This window comes from Geodermatophilus poikilotrophus (genome assembly GCF_900111455.1).
GTDB lineage: Bacteria > Actinomycetota > Actinomycetes > Mycobacteriales > Geodermatophilaceae > Geodermatophilus > Geodermatophilus poikilotrophus.
In genome coordinates, this window is the sequence record NZ_FOIE01000010.1 from 61978 (window position 1) to 78651 (window position 16674).

At 75.6% G+C, this 16674-nt stretch carries 14 protein-coding genes; 6 read left to right on the forward strand and 8 right to left on the reverse strand.

What is annotated here, in order from left to right:
* Positions 1-21: 21 nt before the first annotated feature.
* A complete protein-coding gene (locus BMW27_RS20595) occupies positions 22-1674 on the reverse strand; it encodes a GGDEF domain-containing protein (RefSeq protein ID WP_091447841.1) in 1653 nt (550 codons plus the stop codon).
* Positions 1675-1786: 112 nt separating this feature from the next.
* Here BMW27_RS20595 and pheA point away from each other — a divergent pair, with 112 nt between their 5' ends.
* Positions 1787-2722 (forward strand): prephenate dehydratase, encoded by a 936-nt coding sequence (gene pheA / locus BMW27_RS20600; RefSeq protein ID WP_091448076.1) that lies wholly within the window; start codon positions 1787-1789, stop codon positions 2720-2722.
* A gap of 80 nt (positions 2723-2802) precedes the next feature.
* On the opposite strand, the gene BMW27_RS20605 is transcribed toward pheA, so the two are convergent.
* Positions 2803-4899, reverse strand: a complete 2097-nt coding sequence (locus tag BMW27_RS20605; protein WP_091447842.1) for an MMPL family transporter — start codon at positions 4897-4899, stop codon at positions 2803-2805.
* Positions 4900-4978: 79 nt separating this feature from the next.
* Here BMW27_RS20605 and BMW27_RS20610 point away from each other — a divergent pair, with 79 nt between their 5' ends.
* Positions 4979-5437, forward strand: coding sequence for a MarR family winged helix-turn-helix transcriptional regulator (locus BMW27_RS20610; RefSeq protein WP_091447844.1), 459 nt, complete (start codon positions 4979-4981; stop codon positions 5435-5437).
* 60 nt (positions 5438-5497) lie between these two features.
* On the opposite strand, the gene BMW27_RS20615 is transcribed toward BMW27_RS20610, so the two are convergent.
* The 6 genes from BMW27_RS20615 to BMW27_RS20640 all read right to left on the reverse strand — a co-directional run bounded on the left by BMW27_RS20615 (position 5498) and on the right by BMW27_RS20640 (position 10609).
* On the reverse strand, positions 5498-5824 hold the full coding sequence (locus tag BMW27_RS20615) for a GroES family chaperonin (protein ID WP_245743768.1): 327 nt from the start codon (positions 5822-5824) through the stop codon (positions 5498-5500).
* Positions 5825-5902: 78 nt separating this feature from the next.
* Positions 5903-6250, reverse strand: a complete 348-nt coding sequence (locus BMW27_RS20620; RefSeq protein WP_091447845.1) for a metallopeptidase family protein — start codon at positions 6248-6250, stop codon at positions 5903-5905.
* Positions 6247-7680 carry a GuaB1 family IMP dehydrogenase-related protein gene (locus tag BMW27_RS20625; protein ID WP_091448078.1) on the reverse strand — a complete coding sequence of 478 codons (1434 nt, stop codon included), beginning with the start codon at positions 7678-7680 and terminating at the stop codon, positions 6247-6249. The genes BMW27_RS20620 and BMW27_RS20625 overlap by 4 nt, the downstream gene beginning before the upstream one ends.
* A 60-nt stretch (positions 7681-7740) precedes the next feature.
* Positions 7741-9180, reverse strand: coding sequence for a glycosyltransferase family 2 protein (locus tag BMW27_RS20630; protein WP_091448080.1), 1440 nt, complete (start codon positions 9178-9180; stop codon positions 7741-7743).
* Positions 9180-10232 (reverse strand): HEAT repeat domain-containing protein, encoded by a 1053-nt coding sequence (locus BMW27_RS24425; RefSeq protein WP_139206949.1) that lies wholly within the window; start codon positions 10230-10232, stop codon positions 9180-9182. The genes BMW27_RS20630 and BMW27_RS24425 overlap by 1 nt, the downstream gene beginning before the upstream one ends.
* A complete protein-coding gene (locus BMW27_RS20640) occupies positions 10229-10609 on the reverse strand; it encodes a response regulator transcription factor (protein ID WP_091447847.1) in 381 nt (126 codons plus the stop codon). Before BMW27_RS20640 ends, BMW27_RS24425 begins: the two co-directional genes overlap by 4 nt.
* Before the next feature lie 51 nt (positions 10610-10660).
* Here BMW27_RS20640 and BMW27_RS20645 point away from each other — a divergent pair, with 51 nt between their 5' ends.
* From BMW27_RS20645 to BMW27_RS20660, 4 genes are read left to right on the forward strand one after another with little or no spacing between them, the layout of a single operon-like run.
* The gene (locus tag BMW27_RS20645; RefSeq protein WP_091447848.1) at positions 10661-13561 is read left to right on the forward strand and encodes a hybrid sensor histidine kinase/response regulator; all 2901 of its coding nucleotides are present in this window, start codon (positions 10661-10663) and stop codon (positions 13559-13561) included.
* Complete coding sequence (gene serS, locus BMW27_RS20650) at positions 13558-14859, forward strand: serine--tRNA ligase (RefSeq protein ID WP_091447850.1); 1302 nt, start codon at positions 13558-13560, stop codon at positions 14857-14859. Before BMW27_RS20645 ends, serS begins: the two co-directional genes overlap by 4 nt.
* Positions 14856-15782 carry an HAD family hydrolase gene (locus BMW27_RS20655; RefSeq protein WP_091447852.1) on the forward strand — a complete coding sequence of 309 codons (927 nt, stop codon included), beginning with the start codon at positions 14856-14858 and terminating at the stop codon, positions 15780-15782. The genes serS and BMW27_RS20655 overlap by 4 nt, the downstream gene beginning before the upstream one ends.
* Positions 15775-16578 (forward strand): HAD family hydrolase, encoded by an 804-nt coding sequence (locus BMW27_RS20660; protein WP_091447854.1) that lies wholly within the window; start codon positions 15775-15777, stop codon positions 16576-16578. Before BMW27_RS20655 ends, BMW27_RS20660 begins: the two co-directional genes overlap by 8 nt.
* Positions 16579-16674 lie beyond the last annotated feature (96 nt).

The following is a 16674-nucleotide window of genomic DNA, read 5'->3' on the forward strand; positions in this document are numbered from 1 at the left end:
CGTCCCTCCCGGTCCGTGCCGTCACGGTGCGTCGTCCCCGGCGCGGCCGCCGTGCGCGCGCACCCGGTTGCGTCCGCCGCGCTTGGCGGTGAACAGGTGCAGGTCGGCGGTGTCGAACAGCGACCGCCAGCCCAGCGGCTCGTCGGCGGCCGCCGGGGCGGTGGCCACGCCGATGCTCACCGTCACCGGCTCGGGCAGTTGCAGGTCGCCCCAGTCGGCGCCGGCGACGGCGGCGCGCAGCCGGTCGACGGCGGTCAGCGCCTGGGCCTCGGTCGCCGTCGGGAGGACGACGAGGAACTCGTCGCCGGCCCACCGGTACACCTCGTCACCGGTGCGGCTGTGCTCGCGCAGCAGCTCGGCCACCCGGCGCAGCACCTCGTCGCCGTGCGAGTGGGACGTGTCGTCGTTGACCGCCTTGAACCGGTCGATGTCGACGACGGCCAGCGACACCGGCTCGACGCCCACGCGCATGCCGCCCAGCCGGCGCTCGGCGCTGCGCCGGTTGCCCAGCCCGGTGAGCGGGTCCTCCAGCGCGACCCGGCGCAGGTGTGCGGTCTGCCGCTCGGCCTCGCGCAGCCGGCTGCGCCGCACGAACATCTCCGCCCACAGCTCCCGGCCACGGGCGTGCGCGCGGCCGGTGTCGGCGCGGTAGGCCTCCAGCCAGTGCAGCGCCTCGGCGGGGCGGCCCATCGCCGCGGTGCCCTGGCCCAGCTCCAGCAGGCACTGCCGGTAGCGCCGGCGGTCCCCGGCGGCGGCGAAGGCCCCGGCGGCGTCGACCAGCAGGTCGGTGGCCTCCGCGTCGTGCCCGCCGCCGGACCGGGTGCGGGCCAGCCGGGTCAGCAGCCGGGCGAGCACGAGGTCGGCGTAGCCGCGCAGCCAGGTGCCGCCGTCCCGGTGCACCCGCTTGTGCGCGCGGCGCATCGGGCCGATCGCGTCCTCGACCTCGCCGCAGCCGGCTACCGCCCACGCCTGGACGACGTCGAGCAGGTCCTGGTCGGCGGGCCCGGCCTCCCAGTCCAGGGCGCGGGCGGCCTCCGCGAGGTCCACCGCCGTCCCGGCCAGCTCGCGGGCGCGCTCGATCTGGCCGCGGCGGTGCAGCGTCTGCGCCAGCTCGGCGTGCTGCTGGGCGCACAGCTGCAGCAGCCGCCAGCGGTCGGCGACGCCCGGCAGCTCGTCCGCCACCCGGGAGCCCTGCAGCGCCTGCGCGACGGCGAGCTCCTCCAGGTCGAGGGCGGCCAGGGCGAGCGACAGCCACAGGTGGGCCTGGTGCAGGGCGCGGGAGGGGCCGTCGGCCGCCGCCGTCTCGGCCAGCAGGCCGGCGTCGATGGCCAGCACCATCGCCGCGTCGACGTGGTCGGCGGCCACCTCGACGACGGCCAGGTACGCCAGCGTCAGCGCGGTCTGCGCGCACGGCAGGCACCGGCCCAGGGCGTCGCGGGCCGCGGAGACACCGGCCGCCACGGCCTCGCGGTCGCCGTCGGCCAGGGCACGGCGGGCGGCCAGGGCGTGCCGCCAGGCGATCCAGCGCGGGTCGGTCGCGGCGTCCAGTGCCTCGGCCGCGCGGTCGTGTTCGGCGGCGAAGGCGGCGGGGTCGTCCCGGTCGCTGGCGGACAGCAGACCCCAGAGCGCATCGTCGAGGTCACCCTCGGTGAGGCGTTCAGAGCCGGGGGTCACGCATCCTCCAACGACGGTGTCCGGCCGCTGCACGGCCACGGGTCGTGCGACCAGCGGAGCAGCTCTCCCCGGTGTGGCACCCGCCCTCGCCCGGGCGCACTACCCTCGTCGGGTGCCTGGGACGCCTCCGACGCGGTACGCCTATCTGGGACCCGAGGGTACCTTCGCCGAAGCGGCCCTGATCAGCGCCGTTGCGCCGGGCGAGGGTTCCCGGATCCCCGCTCCGGGCGTGCCGGCGGCGCTGGCCGTCGTCCGTTCGGGGGACGCCGACGCCGCGCTGGTGCCACTGGAGAACTCCGTCGAGGGCTCCGTGCCGGCCACCATGGACGGCCTGGCCGAGGGCGACCCGCTGCTGATCACCCGCGAGGTGTTCCTGGCACCCTCCTTCGTCCTCGCCGGTCGTCCGGGGACGACGCTGTCGGACGTCCGCTCGGTGGCGAGCCACCCGCACGCGCTGGCGCAGACCGCCGGCCGGCTGGCCCAGCTGCTGCCCGGCGTCGTCCCGCTGCCGGCCACCTCCACCGCCGAGGCCGCGCGGCAGGTGGCGGCCGGTGAGCACGACGCCGCGGTGTGCGCGCCGATCGCCGCCGAGCGCTACGGGCTCACCGCGCTCGCCGACGACGTCGCGGACCGCTCCGGCGCGGTGACCCGGTTCGTGCTCGTCGCGCCCCCGGGCCCGCTGCCGGCGCCGACGGGCAACGACAAGACCTCGCTGGTCGCCGTCGTCGGGGACCGCACCGGGGCGCTGCTGGACCTGCTCCGCGAGTTCGCCGTCCGTGAGATCAGCCTGACCCGCATCGAGTCGCGGCCGACCCGTGAGCGGCTGGGCGTCTACTCGTTCTCCCTCGACTGCGAGGGGCACGCCGCGGACGCCCGGGTGGGGGAGGCGCTCGCCGCGCTGCACCGGGTCTGCGACGAGCTGCGCTTCCTCGGCTCCTACCCGCGCGCCGACGGCCGGGAGAACAAGCCGGTGACGGACGTGTCGACCGACGCGGCGTTCGGCGAGGCCGCCGGCTGGCTGGAGCGGGTGCGCGCCGGCCGGGTGTGACGCCGGGTTCCGCCGTGATCACCGGCGTCTGGCGGGCGTCGTCGGCGTGCTGGGCAGCCACCCGCCGATGACCACCGGGTTCACACCCGTTCGAGCTCGCGCTCCGGCTCCTCGGGGGTGGGCCGGCGGGCCAGCCGGCCGGGCCACCAGGTGCGGTCGCCCAGCAGCGCCACGGCCGACGGCACCACCAGGGAGCGGACGACGAAGGTGTCGAGCAGGACGCCGAAGCCCACCAGGAACGACAGCTGCACGAGGAACAGCAGCGGCAGCACCGACAGCGCGCCGAAGGTCGCCGCCAGCACCAGCCCGGCGCTCGTGATCACCCCGCCGGTCACGGCCAGCGCCCGCAGGACGCCGTCCCGCGTGCCGTGCCGCAGCGACTCCTCCCGCGCCCGGGTCATCAGGAAGATGTTGTAGTCGATCCCCAGCGCGACGAGGAACACGAAGGCGATCAGCAGGATGCCGGGGTCGCTGCCCGGGAAGCCGAAGACGCCGTCGAAGAGCAGGGCGGCCACCCCGACCGTCGCCCCGACGCTGAGGACGACGGTCGCCATCAGCAGCAGCGGCGCCACGAGCGCGCGCAGCAGCAGCGCCAGGACGACGGTGATGACGGCGAGCACCGTCGGCACGATGACCTGCAGGTCGCGGGCCGCGGTCTCGCGGGCGTCGAGGTTGCTGGCGGTGTCGCCGCCGACCAGCGCGGCCGGGTCGGCGGCGTCCAGCGTGCCGCGCAGCTCCTGCACGACCTCGAGGGCCTCGGTGCTGTCGGCCGGGACGCCGAGCACGACGTCGAGCCGGACCAAACCGTCGACGACGACCGGCGGGCCGCCTGGAGGCCCGCCCGTGAACGGCACCACGGTCGCCACGCCGTCGGCGGACGCGGCCGCCTCGGCCACGGCCGGCCAGGTGTCCTCCGGTGTGACCACCACCGTCGGGCTGCCCGAGCCGGCGTCGTAGTGCCGGGCGATCGCCTCCTGCCCCGCGACGCCGTTGGACTCGCCCTGGATGGCGTCGGAGAAGGTGATGCCCGAGGCGTCGTAGCTGGGCGCGAAGACGGCGGCCGCCACCAGCGCGAGCGTGCTCACCGCGAGCACCCGGCGGGGACGGCGTCCCACCGCGGCGGCGACCCGCTGCCAGCCGCGGCCCGCCGGCGGCTCGGCGCCGAACCGCGGGCGGAACGGCCAGAACGCGGCGCGGCCGAGCAACACCAGCGCGGCCGGCAGGAAGGTCAGCGCGGCCACCACCGACAGGGTGACGCTCACCGCGGAGATCGGGCCCAGGCCGCGGTTGGAGGCCAGGTCGGAGAACAGCAGGCAGAGCACGCCGAGGACGACGGTGGCGCCGGAGGCCACGATCGGCTCCCAGGACCGGCGCAGCGCGGTGCGCATCGCGGCGTACGTCGACCGTTCCCGCCGCAGCTCCTCGCGGAAGCGGGCGACCAGCAGCAGGCCGTAGTCGGTGGCCGCGCCGACGACCAGGATCGAGGCGATGCCCTGGCTCTGCCCGTTGACGGTGATCAGCCCGGCGTCGGCCAGCAGGTAGGCGACCGCGTTGCCGGCGGTGAGCGCCAGCCCGGCGGTGCCGATGACCAGGAACGGCAGGATCGGGCTGCGGTAGACGACCAGCAGGATGAGCAGGACGACGCCGAAGGCGGCGAGCAGCAGCAGGCCGTCGATGCCGGCGAACCCGTTGGCGAAGTCGGCGAAGATGCCGCCGGGGCCGGTGACGAAGGTGTCGGTGCCCTCGACCGCGATGGTGTCGCGCAGGTCGGCCACCAGCGGGATGATCTCGTCGCCGACCTCCGGGTCCAGTGGGAGGAGCACCTGCACCGCCGCGCCGTCCGCCGACGGGACGGGCGGGGACGGCGGTGCGGACAGCGCGCCGGCGTCCTCGGCGACCCGGGCCGCCTCCGCGCTGCGCTCGGCGACGGCCTGCAGCGTCGCGGCGTCGAGGGGGCCGTCGCCCTCCCACAGCAGGATGGCCGGGATCGCCTGCACGGGCGAGAAGCCCTGCTGCAGGTCCGCCACGCGGGTGGACTCGGCGCTGTCGGGGAGGAAGGCGGCGGTGTCGTTCTCCTGCAGCCCGGTCAGCTGCGCGCTGAGCGTGGAGAGCGGGCCGGCGCCGCCGAGCCAGACGAGCAGGACGAGGGCGGGGAGCAGCCAGCGGAGCCGGGCCATCGTGCCTTCTCTCGATGTTCGACAATCTCGACAGTCGAGAGACTAGGGTGATCGGCGGTCGTGGGCAACGGGAGGTGGAGTGGACGTCGAGGAGCGCCAGGAGGTCGCCCTGCTGCTGCGCCGGCTCAGCGTGGAGCTCGACGCCGTGGGGCAGCGGTTCGCGACGCTGCACGGGCTCGGGCGCACCGACGTCCGGGCGATGGTGGCTGTCATGGACGCCACCCGCCGCGGGGAGGCGCTGACCGCCGGCGCGCTGGGCCGGGCGGTCGACCTCAGCTCCGCCTCGGTGACCGCGCTGGTCGACCGGCTCGAACGGGCCGGCCACCTGCGCCGGGTGCGCGACCCGCAGGACCGGCGCCGGGTCGTGCTGGAGATGTCGGAGTCCGCGATGGCCGCCGGCGGGCAGTTCTTCGGCGGGCTGAACCGGGACCTGCTGGCGGCGATGGCGGAGTACTCCGAGGAGGAGCTCGCCGTCGTCCACCGGTTCCTCTCGGAGGTGACGGCGGTGGTCGAGCAGCACGCCCACGCCGAGGGGTGAGCGGTGGCGCGGAGGTGGACCCGTCCGGTGCGTCGTCCCCCGCGCAGCTGCAGGGGGGCCTCAGAGGTAGAGGCCGGTGGACTCCTCGATCCGCTCGGCCGCGACGGCGTGCACGTCCCGCTCGCGCAGGATGATCAGCTCCTCGCCGTGCACCTCGACCTCGTGCTGGTCCTCGGGGGAGAAGAGCACCTGGTCGCCGACCTTCACCTGGCGGACGCTCGACCCCACGCCGCGTGCCTCGCCCCACACCAGCCGCTTGGCCACCTGGGCGGTCGCCGGGATGAGGATCCCGCCGGTGGACCGCCGCTCGCCGTCCTCCCGGCGCTGCGCCACCAGGATGCGGTCGTGCAGCATCTTGATCGGCAGCTTCCCTGCGGTGTCCGGCACGCCGATCACGGTACGCGGCGGTGCGGTGCTGGAACGGCGGGCTCCCGGGGCCCTCCCACGGTGGGGGGAACCGGTCCCTCAGGACCAGCCGAGCTCGTGCAGCCGGTCGTCGTCGATGCCGAAGTGGTGCGCGATCTCGTGGACGACGGTGATCGTGACCTCCTCGACGACCTCCTCGGCGGTCGAGCAGATGTCGCAGATCGCCTCGCGGTAGACCATGATCCGGTCGGGCAGCGCGCCGCCGTACTCCCAGCCCCGCTCGGTCAGCGCGTACCCCTCGTAGAGGCCCAGGAGGTCGGGTTCGTCGGCGTTGCGGTCCTCGACGAGGACGACGACGTTGTCCATCAGCGCCAGCAGTTCCGGCGGGACCTGGTCGAGGGCGTCGGCGACCAGGCCCTCGAAGACGGCGGGGGGGAGCGGCCTCACCAGGAGGTCGGCAGCGGCCGGCCCTCCTCGTAGCCGGCCGCGCTCTGCACCCCCACCACCGCGCGCTCGTGGAACTCGTCGACGGTGCGGGCGCCGGCGTAGGTGAACGACGAGCGCACCCCGGCGACGATCTGGTCGACGAGGTCCTCCACGCCCGGGCGGGCGGGGTCCAGGTACATCCGCGAGGAGGAGATGCCCTCCTCGAACAGGCCGGCGCGGGCCCGGTCGAAGCCGCTCTGGGTCGACGTCCGCGCCTTGACCGCGCGGGCCGAGGCCATCCCGAAGGACTCCTTGTACAGCCGGCCGGAGCCGTCGTCGTGGACGTCACCGGCGCTCTCGTAGGTGCCCGCGAACCAGGAGCCGACCATCACGTTCGCCGCGCCGGCGGCCAGCGCCAGGGCGATGTCGCGCGGGTGGCGCACGCCGCCGTCGGCCCAGATGTGCTTGCCCAGCGCGCGGGCCGCCGCGGCGCACTCCTCGACGGCGGAGAACTGCGGCCGGCCGACGCCGGTCATCATCCGCGTGGTGCACATGGCGCCGGGGCCCACGCCGACCTTGACGACGTCCGCCCCGGCCTCGATCAGGTCGCGGGTGCCCTCCGCGGTGACCACGTTGCCGGCGACGACCGGCGTCGTCCCGGCCACCGAGCGGGCCGCGCGGACCGCCTCGACCGCCTTCTCCTGGTGGCCGTGCGCGGTGTCGACGACGAGCACGTCGACCCCCGCGGCCAGCAGCGCCGCCGACTTGCCCGCGACGTCGCCGTTGATGCCGACCGCCGCGGAGGCGAGCAGCCGTCCCCGGGCGTCGACCGCCGGCTGGTAGAGCGCCGAGCGCAGCGCGCCCTTGCGGGTGATGACGCCGACCAGCCGGTCGCCCTCGATCACCGGGGCCGCGCTGACCCGCTCGCCGGAGAGCACGTCGAAGATCTTGGGCAGGTCGGTGCCGGCGGGGACGGTGAGCGGGTCCTCGGTCATCACCTGGGACAGCTGCGTGAAGCGGTCGACGCCCTGGCACTGGCCGTCGGTGACCACGCCGAGCGGGACGCCGTCCTCGACCACCACGACGATGCCGTGCGCGCGCTTGGTCAGCAGCGACAGCGCGTCGGCCACGGTCGAGGTGGAGGAGAGCGTGATGGCGGTGTCGTAGACGGGGTGGCGGGCCTTGGTCCACGCCACGACCTCGGCGACGACGTCGACCGGGATGTCCTGCGGCAGCACGGCCAGGCCGCCGCGGCGGGCCACGGTCTCGGCCATCCGCCGTCCGGAGATGGCCGTCATGTTGGCGACGACGATCGGGATGGTCGTCCCCACCCGGTCCGGGGTGGTCAGGTCGACCTCGAGCCGGGAGCCCACGGTGCTGTGGTTGGGCACCATGAAGACGTCGGCGTAGGTGAGGTCGGTGGCCGGGCGTTGGTCGTTCAGGAACCGCATGACGGCCATTGTCCCGCACGGCGCGGGGCCGGCGGCCGCGCGTCGTCGACGCGCGCCGGGTCAGGCGACCCCGACCGGCTCGGCCTCGGTGAAGCCGGTGCGCGGCATCGCCGTCCACACCGGGGTGCGGCGCATCAGGGCGGCGACCAGCCCGCGCAGCCGGAACCAGGCGTGCAGCTGGCGGTAGCCGAGGTTCTCCAGCAGCCCGGTGAGCAGCAGCACGCCGACCTCCCGCCCCCGCGTGTAGCGGGCGTAGGAGAACTCCTCGACCGCCACGGCGGCGGTCGACAGCAGCGTGCCGAGACCCAGGGCCAGGCCGACCATCACCAGCGCGGTGCCCGTGTCCAGCAGCCCGAGGAACGCGGCCAGCACCACGGAGACGAGGCCGACGACCTCCACGACCGGCCCCAGCAGCTCGAAGAGCAGGAAGAAGGGCAGCGCCAGGACCCCGACCGGGCCGAAGCGCGGGTTGCCGATCATCCGCCGGTGCTTCCACAGCAGCTGGGCCAGGCCGTGCGACCACCGGCGGCGCTGCCGGCCGAGGACCGCGAGGGTCTCGGGCACCTCGGTCCAGCAGACCGGCTCGGGCACGAAGACGACCCGGTGCGGACGGCGCTGCCGCCGCAGGTGCTCCTGCAGCGTCACCACCAGCTCGGCGTCCTCGGCGAGGGAGAGCGCGTCCAGGCCGCCGACCTCGACGACCAGGTCGCGCCGGAACAGGCCGAACGCCCCGGAGATGATCAGCAGCGCGTTGGCGTCGGCCCAGCCGGTGCGACCGAGCAGGAACGAGCGCAGGTACTCGACCACCTGGAAGCGGACCACCCACCGCGAGGACAGCCGCGGCTCCAGGACGCTGCCGCGGGCCACCCGGGCGCCGTTGGCCGCCCGGATCACGCCGCCGCTGGCGACGACGTTGGCCGGGTCCTCGACGAAGGGCCGGGCCACCTGCACCAGGGCCTCGGGCTCGAGCAGCGAGTCGGCGTCGACCATGCACACCAGCGGGTGCCGGGCGACGTTGAGCGCCGCGTTCAGCGCGTCCGAGCGCCGTCCCACGCTGGTCTTGCGGACGACGGTCAGCGGGTCGCCGGTCGTCGCGCGGTGCACCGAGAGGATCTCGCCGTCCACCGGCAGCGAGGCGGTCGGCCGGGCGGTGACCTGCACCAGGCCGAAGCGTTCGGCGACTTTGTCGAAGGTGCGGTCGGTCGAGCCGTCGTCGACCAGCACGACCTCGAGCACCGGGTAGCGCTGGGCGAGGACGGCGCCGAGGGTGTCGAGGATCCCCGCCTCCTCGTCGTGCGCCGGGATCAGCACGGAGACGCCCGGCGTGAGCGGGCTGGCGAAGATCTCCTCGTGGCCCTCGGAACCGTCCCACCGGCGGCTGGCCCGGACCCGGCGCGCGCCGGTCAGCACCAGCGCGAGCATCACCGAGTCCAGCAGCAGCGTGTAGCCGAGGACGGCCCAGCTCATGGTGAGCAGGACGTCGACCAGGACCTCGCGCATCACACACCCACCAGCCGGCCGGGCTGCGGGGCCGCGTCGAGGGTGGCCGCGGCGGCGGTGCCCAGCGGACCGCCCCGTGCCGCGGCGTCGGCCAGGACGGCAGAGCCCTCCGGGCCCAGGGCGACCAGCGCGTCGTCGCATGCGGCGGCGACCTCGCGGGCGGGGCAGGTGAGGCCGGCGAGCAGCGCCGGTGCCCCGGCCGGGTCGCCGACGCGCCCGAGCGCCTCGGCAGCGGCCCGTTGCAGCGGGGGGAGCGCCGCGTCGAGCAGGACCTGCGCGAGCGGGTCGGTGGCGGCCGGGTCGCCGATCCGGCCCAGCGCCGTGGCCGCGGCGCGGCGGACGTCCTCGGGCTGGCGGGCCTCGGTGAGCAGGTCCACCAGCGCGGAGGTGGCGGCGAGGTCGCCGTGCACCCCGACCACGTCGGCCGACAGCGCCCGCGCGGCCGGTGACCCGGTGACGAGGGTGGCGCGCAGGGCCGGCAGGACGGCGGTGCCCAGGTCCAGGACGGCCATGCCGACGACGCCGGCGGGCAGCGGGCGGGCGGTGGTGAGGGAGGCCAGCAGGCCGTGGACGGCGGCGGGGTCGCCCACCCGGCCCAGGGCGCGGGCCGCGGCGCAGCGCACCTCGAGCGAGCGATCGGCGAGCAGCGCGGTCAGCCGGGCCAGGTGGTCACGGCCCGCGGTGCTGCCGAGCAGCGTCGCCGCCCGCCCGCGCCGCCAGGCCGCCCGGGCGTCGAGGTCGGCGGCCGCGCGCGCGACGACGCCGCGGCGGGTGAGCGCGGTCTGGATCGCCTCGCGGTCGGCGCCGCGCAGCTGGGGGAGCAGGTGCAGCAGGACCTCGTCGAGGTCGTGCGGGGCCGCGACGACGGCGTCGGGATCCCCGTCGTCGAGCAGGTCGTGCACCAGGGCCATGAGCCCGGCCCGGTTCCCCTGGGCGGCGGCCAGCCGGCGGGTTCGGGTGGTGTGCACCGCCGCGACCGCGACCAGCAGCACCACGACCAGGACGCCGAGGACGGCCGTCGCGGCCGCGGCCGCCGCGGCGAGGGAGTTCACGCCGGGACGGTGGGGAGGGCCGCGGTGACCCGGCTGACCAGCTCGCGCGTGCTGAAGGGCTTGGCGACGAAGTCGGTGGCGCCGGCGGCGAAGCCGCGCTCGAGGTCGGGTTCCTGCGACTTGGCGGTCAGCAGCAGCACCGGCATCCGGGCCAGGACGGGGTCGGCGTCGGCACGCAGGGCCCGGCAGACCTCCAGGCCGTCCATGCGCGGCATGAGCCAGTCGAGCACCACGAGGTCGGGGCGCAGCCGGCGGGCGGCGGCCAGCCCGGTCTCGCCGTCGGTCTCGACGGTCACCTGCAGGCCCAGCCGCTGCAGGCGGAAGGCGACGAGGTCGGCGACGACGGGGTCGTCGTCGACGACGAGGACGTGCGGCATGGTGGTTCTCCCATCCGTGGGTGGACTCAGACCGCTATCGGCAGGACACGGGTGGGACTGAAGTGGTGCGTGGGACGGGCCGGTCACCACCCGGTCGCGTTCAAGGAAGCGGTGCCGGAGGCCGACACCGGAAGCGTGTTCCCCCACCGCGCCCGCCGTCCCGGCGCCGAGCCGCTGCCCCTGCGGGTGCTGCTCCGGCGTCCCCTGCTCGTGGCGCTCTCGGGGGTGTCCGTCGTCGCCCTGACCCTGCTGGGGCTCGCGGTGCTCGTCGTCCCCGTGCTGGGGAACCGGATCGCGACGTACGACCAGATGGCGTGGGCCCTGCAGGACAGCCACGTCGCGATGCTCAACCAGGAGACCGGGCTGCGCGGGTACCTCATCACCCGCGAGGAGCGCTTCCTGCAGCCCTACGAGGCAGGTGTGGCCGAGCTGCAGGAGGTCGACGCGGAGATCGCCTCGTGGACCGGGGTCGACGCCGAGCTGGCCGGCCGGCTGGCCGAGCTGACGGCGGCCCACCAGGCGTGGACCGAGGACTGGGTGCGCCCCATGCTCGCCGGGCAGCCGGCGGTGGGGGACGCCGTCGCGCTGGCCGAGCTGCTGAGCCAGGACAAGGCGCTGTTCGACCACTACCGGGCGATCGAGGCGGAGGCCCGCGCCGCGGTCGAGGAGCGGCGGGCCGGCGCGATGGCGCTGCAGCGGCTCGCCCTCTACGCCGGTGCGCTCGTCGGGGTGGGCACGGCGGCGGCGGTCGCGGCCGTCCTGCGGCGCGCGTACCGCCGGCTGGAGACCCAGGTCGTCCCGCCGACCCAGGAGGTGCGCGACGCCCTCGCGGCCCTGGCGGCCGGCGACCTCACCCGCCGCGCCGGCGAGTCCGGGTCGGACGAGCTGCGCCGGATCGCCGCGGACGTCAACGCCCTCGGGCACGCGCTGCAGGAGCGCAACGAGCTGGTCGCCGCCCGCGAGCGCGACCTGGTCGCCGCACGTGACGACGCCGAGCGCGCGGGGCAGGCCAAGACCGCGTTCCTCGCGACGATGAGCCACGAGATCCGGACGCCGCTCAACGCCGTCCTCGGCCTGACCGACCTGCTGCTCGCGACCGACCTCACCGACGAGCAGCGCGGCCACCTCGAGACCGTCGCCGGCAGCGGGGACAGCCTGCTGTCCCTCATCAACGACATCCTCGACTTCTCCAAGATCGAGGCCGGCGAGCTGGACCTGGAGGCCGCGCCGTTCGACCTGGTCGGCGTCGTCTACGACGTCGCCCAGCTGCTGGCGCCCACGGCCAGCGGCGCGGGGCTGGACCTGCTCGTCGACGTCGCCGGCGACGGGCCGTGGCAGGTGGTCGGCGACGGCAGCCGGTTCCGCCAGGTCGTCACCAACCTCGTGGGCAACGCGGTCAAGTTCACCTCCGAGGGCCACGTCGTCCTCCGGCTCACCGGGACGGCCGCCGAAGGGCGGCTGCAGTGCCGGCTGTCGGTCGTCGACACGGGGATCGGCATCGGCCCCGACCAGCGCCACCGGTTGTTCCGCTCCTTCAGCCAGGTCGACGCCTCGGTGACCCGCTCCTACGGGGGCACGGGACTGGGCCTGGCGATCAGCCAGCGCATCGCCCGGGCCATGGGCGGCGACATCCAGGTGCACAGCGAGCTCGGCGTCGGGTCGACCTTCACGGTGGCGCTCGACCTGCCGCTGGCCCCGGCCGTGCCCGACGGCTCCTCCGCCGACGGCCTGGCCGGTCTGCGGGTGCTGGTCGTCGACGACAGCCCCACGAACCTGCGGATCCTCGAGCACCAGCTGGTCCGGCACGGCGCCGAGTGCGTCCTCGCGGGCAGCGGTCCCGCGGCCCTCGAGCTGCTCGACCGGGGGACCGGGATCGACGTGGCCGTCCTCGACCTGGACATGCCCGGGATGGACGGCGACGTGCTCGCCGCGCGGCTGCGGGCCCGGCCCGCGACGGCGGACCTGCCGCTGGTCCTGGTGAGCAGCTCCGCGACGCTGCCCGCGGAGCGCTACGCCCACTTCGACGCCCGGCTCAACAAGCCGGTCCGGCCCGAGCGGCTGGCCCGCACGGTGCGCTCGGTCGCCCCCCGCGGCCGGACCGAGGGCGTTCCCGGCGGTGCGGAGCGGGGGAGGTCCGCACTGCCCGCCCCGGCCCGGTCGCTGCGCGTGCTCGTCGCCGAGGACAACGCGGTGAACGCGCAGCTCATGAGCCTCTACCTGCGCCAGCTGGGCCACGAGTGCACGCACGTCGGCGACGGCGAGCAGGCGGTGGACGCCGTCCTGCGCGGCGCCTACGACGTCGTCCTCATGGACGCGCAGATGCCGGTCCTCGGCGGAGTCGAGGCGACCGCCGCCATCCGGCTGCTGCCGCTGGAGACGCAGCCGCGGGTCTACGCGGTGACGGCCAGCGTGCTGGCGGCCGACCGCACCGCCTTCCTCGAGGCCGGGGCCGACGGGTTCCTCACCAAGCCGATCCGGATGGGCACGCTGCGGGACGCCCTGGACGAGGTGACCCTCCCGCCGGACGCGCCGGTCGCGGCCGGGCCGGGGCAGCAGGCCGCGCTCGACCCCGAGACGGTGGAGGACCTCCGCGACCTCGGCGACGACGCCTTCGCCCACCTCTACAGCCGCTACCTCAGCACCCTCGACGACGCGGTCTCGGCCATCGTGGCCGCCGCGGACCGGCCCTCCTGGTCGGTGGACGACGAGGGCTCGGTGCCCCGCCTGGCGCACGGGCTCAAGGGCAGCAGCGCGGCGCTGGGCGCGACCGCGCTGGCGCAGGTGTGCCACCGCCTGGAGACCGTCGACCCGGCCACCCTCGCCGTGGGTGACACGCTGGCCGTCCTGGACCGGGAGCGCTCCCGGGTGCGGACCGCGGTCACCGAGCTGCTGGCCGCCGTCGGGCCGGGGTGCCGGGACGGCGTCAGCGGGCCACCTACGATCGAGCGGTGATCGACCTGCGCCTGGTGCGCGAGCACCCCGACCTCGTCAAGGCCAGCCAGCGAGCCCGCGGGGCCGACGAGTCCCGGGTCGACGAGCTGCTCGCCGCCGACGCCGCCCGCCGCGAGGCGGTCAAGCGCGCCGACGACCTGCGCGCGGAGCAGAAGGCGGCCTCCCAGGCGGTGAGGACGGCGAGCCCGGAGCAGCGGCCCGCCGTCCTGGACCGGGCCCGGGCGCTCGCGGCCGAGGTCAAGCAGGCCGAGGAGGCGCTGCGGGGGGCCGACGCGGCGCTGCGCGAGGCGCACTTGCGCATCGCCAACGTGGTGCACGACGGCGTCCCGCCCGGCGGCGAGGACGACGCGGTGACCCTGCGCACCGTCGGCGAGGTGCCCGCCCACGACTTCCCGGTGCGCGACCACCTGGAGATCGGCGAGGCCCTGGGCGCGATCGACACGGAGCGCGGCGCCAAGGTCTCCGGCGCCCGGTTCTACTTCCTCACCGGCCCGGGCGCCATGCTGGAGTTCGCCCTGGCCCAGCTGGCGATCGGCCAGGCCGTCGCGGCCGGGTTCACCCCCGTCGTGGCCCCCGCGCTGGTGCGCCCCGAGGCGATGGAGGGCACCGGCTTCCTCGGCGAGCACGACGAGGAGGTCTACCGGGTCGAGCGCGACGACCTCTACCTCGTCGGCACCTCCGAGGTCGCGCTGGCCGGCATGCGCAGCAACGAGGTGCTCGACCTGTCCGCCGGGCCGCTGCGCTACGCCGGCTGGTCCTCCTGCTTCCGCCGCGAGGCCGGCTCCTACGGCAAGGACACCCGCGGGATCATCCGCGTGCACTGGTTCGACAAGGTCGAGATGTTCAGCTTCTGCCGGCCCGAGGACGCCGCCGAGGAGCACCGGCGGCTGCTGGCCTGGGAGGAGGAGTTCCTCCAGGCCCTCGAGCTGCCGTACCGGGTCGTCGACATCGCCGCCGGCGACCTGGGCACCAGCGCCGCCCGCAAGTACGACATCGAGGCCTGGTTCCCGTCGCAGGGCACCTACCGCGAGCTGACCAGCACCTCGGACTGCACCACCTTCCAGGCACGGCGGCTGAACACCCGCTACCGGGACGCCGACGGGAGGAACCAGACCGCGGCCACGCTGAACGGCACGCTCTGCGCGGTCGCCCGCACCATCGCCTGCCTGCTGGAGGTGCACCAGCGCGCCGACGGGTCGGTGTACGTGCCCAAGGCGCTGCGTCCCTGGCTGGGCGGCGTCGAGGCCCTCACCCCCGGCATGACGCTCGTGGCTCCCGTGCCGGCACCGAACGCATGACGGCTGACCGGCCGGGCGTGCTGCCCAGCACCGGCACCGCCGGTGCCAGAGCGGACGACGTCGTCGAGCTGGGCGACCTCGGCACCTGGCGGCCCAAGCTGGTCGCCAGCGACCTCGACGGCACGCTGCTCACCTCCGACGGGGAGGTCAGCCCGCGCACCCGGGCGGCGCTGACCGCGTGCTGGGACGCCGGCATCCCGGTGGTCGGGGTGACCGGCCGGGGTCCGCGGCTGTTCGACAGCGTCCGTGCCGCGCTCGACGGACGGGGCATCGCCGTCCTCGCCCAGGGCGGCTTCGTCGTCGACCTGGAGCGCGACGAGGTGCTGCGCACCGTGGGCCTGCCGCGCGAGCAGGCGACCGCGGTCATCGAGCGGATCGAGTCGGTCGCCGGCGAGCTGGTCCTCGCGGTGGAGGACGCCGCCGAGCAGGGCGAGGTGCACTCCCCGCTGCGCGTGCAGCACGGCTTCGACTGGCCCTACCCGGAGCCCGCGCACCTGCTGCCCCGGCACCAGGTGCTGCCTCCCGGTGCGGTGCTGAAGGTCTTCCTCCGCTCCTCGACCCTCGGCCAGGACGAGCTGCTCGCCCGCGCCCGCGAGGTGGTCGACCCGGCCCGGGCCGAGGTCACCCACGCCGGGCTGGGCTTCATCGAGGTGCTGCCGCCCGGCATCACCAAGGCGACCGGCCTGGCCATCGCGCTCGAGCGCTACGGCGTCGGCTTCGGTGACGTGCTGGTCTTCGGCGACATGCCCAACGACCTGCCCATGATGGAGGCGGTGCGCGACGCCGGCGGCCGGGCGGTCGCGGTGGCCAACGCGCACCCCGCCGTCCGGGCGGCCACACCACTGGTCACCAGCGGGCACGACGTCGACGGCGTCGCGCGCTACCTGGAGGCCCTGCTCGACGGGAGGCGGCCGGGTGTCTGACTGGAGACCGCGGCTCATCGCGACCGACATGGACGGCACCCTGCTGCGCGGCAACGACACCGTCAGCGACGCGACGGTGGCCGAGCTGGAGCGCTGGCGGTCCGAGGGGGTGCCGGTCGTGCTGGCCACCGGCCGGCCCCCGCGCTGGATGGTCCGCATCCGCGAGGTCCTGGGGTCCGGCACCGCCGTGTGCTGCAACGGCGCCGTCCTGCTGGACCTGGCCGGCTTCGAGGTGCTCGAGGAGGACGCGCTGGAGCCGGCCGTGCTGCAGGAGGTCACCGCCGAGCTGCGCCGGCACCAGCCCGACACCTGGTTCGCCGTCGAGTACGGCCTGGAGTTCCGCCACGAGCCGGTCTACCAGCCGCGGTGGGACGTCGACGCGCCCGGCGTGGCGGTGGCGACGCTGGAGGAGATGGTCGCCGCGCCCGTGGCCAAGCTGCTGGCCCGGCACGAGACGCTGCCCCGCGACGAGTTCGTGGCGCTGGTGGAGCGCGTGGTGGGCGACACCGCGACGGTCACCACCTCCTCCACCGACGCGCTCGCCGAGATCTCCGCCCGCGGCGTCACCAAGGCCACCGGCATCGCCAAGGTGGCCGCCGAGCACGGCGTCGGCCCCGAGGACGTCGTCGTCTTCGGCGACATGCCCAACGACATCGCCGCCTTCGACTGGGTGCGCGAGGCCGGCGGCCGGGCGGTGGCCATGGCCCACGCCCACCCGGACCTGCTGGCCGCGGCCACCGACGTGACCGGCACGAACGAGGACGACGGCGTCGCGGCCTTCCTCTCGTCGCTGTGACGGCTCCGTGACCAGCTGAGCTGGTCACCGCGGGTCCCGGCGCACCACCGGTCGCGAGCCAGGACCCGCGACCGTGATCTCAGCCGATCACCGGCA

Coding starts and splice junctions, on each gene's coding strand:
- BMW27_RS20605 (WP_091447842.1), bottom strand. CDS start 4,899: ATGGCCCGGCTCCGCTGGCTGCTCCCCGCCCTCGTCCTGCTCGTCTGG.
- BMW27_RS20640 (WP_091447847.1), bottom strand. CDS start 10,609: ATGCCGCACGTCCTCGTCGTCGACGACGACCCCGTCGTCGCCGACCTC.
- BMW27_RS20630 (WP_091448080.1), bottom strand. CDS start 9,180: ATGCGCGAGGTCCTGGTCGACGTCCTGCTCACCATGAGCTGGGCCGTC.
- BMW27_RS20625 (WP_091448078.1), bottom strand. CDS start 7,680: ATGCGGTTCCTGAACGACCAACGCCCGGCCACCGACCTCACCTACGCC.
- BMW27_RS20655 (WP_091447852.1), top strand. CDS start 14,856: ATGACGGCTGACCGGCCGGGCGTGCTGCCCAGCACCGGCACCGCCGGT.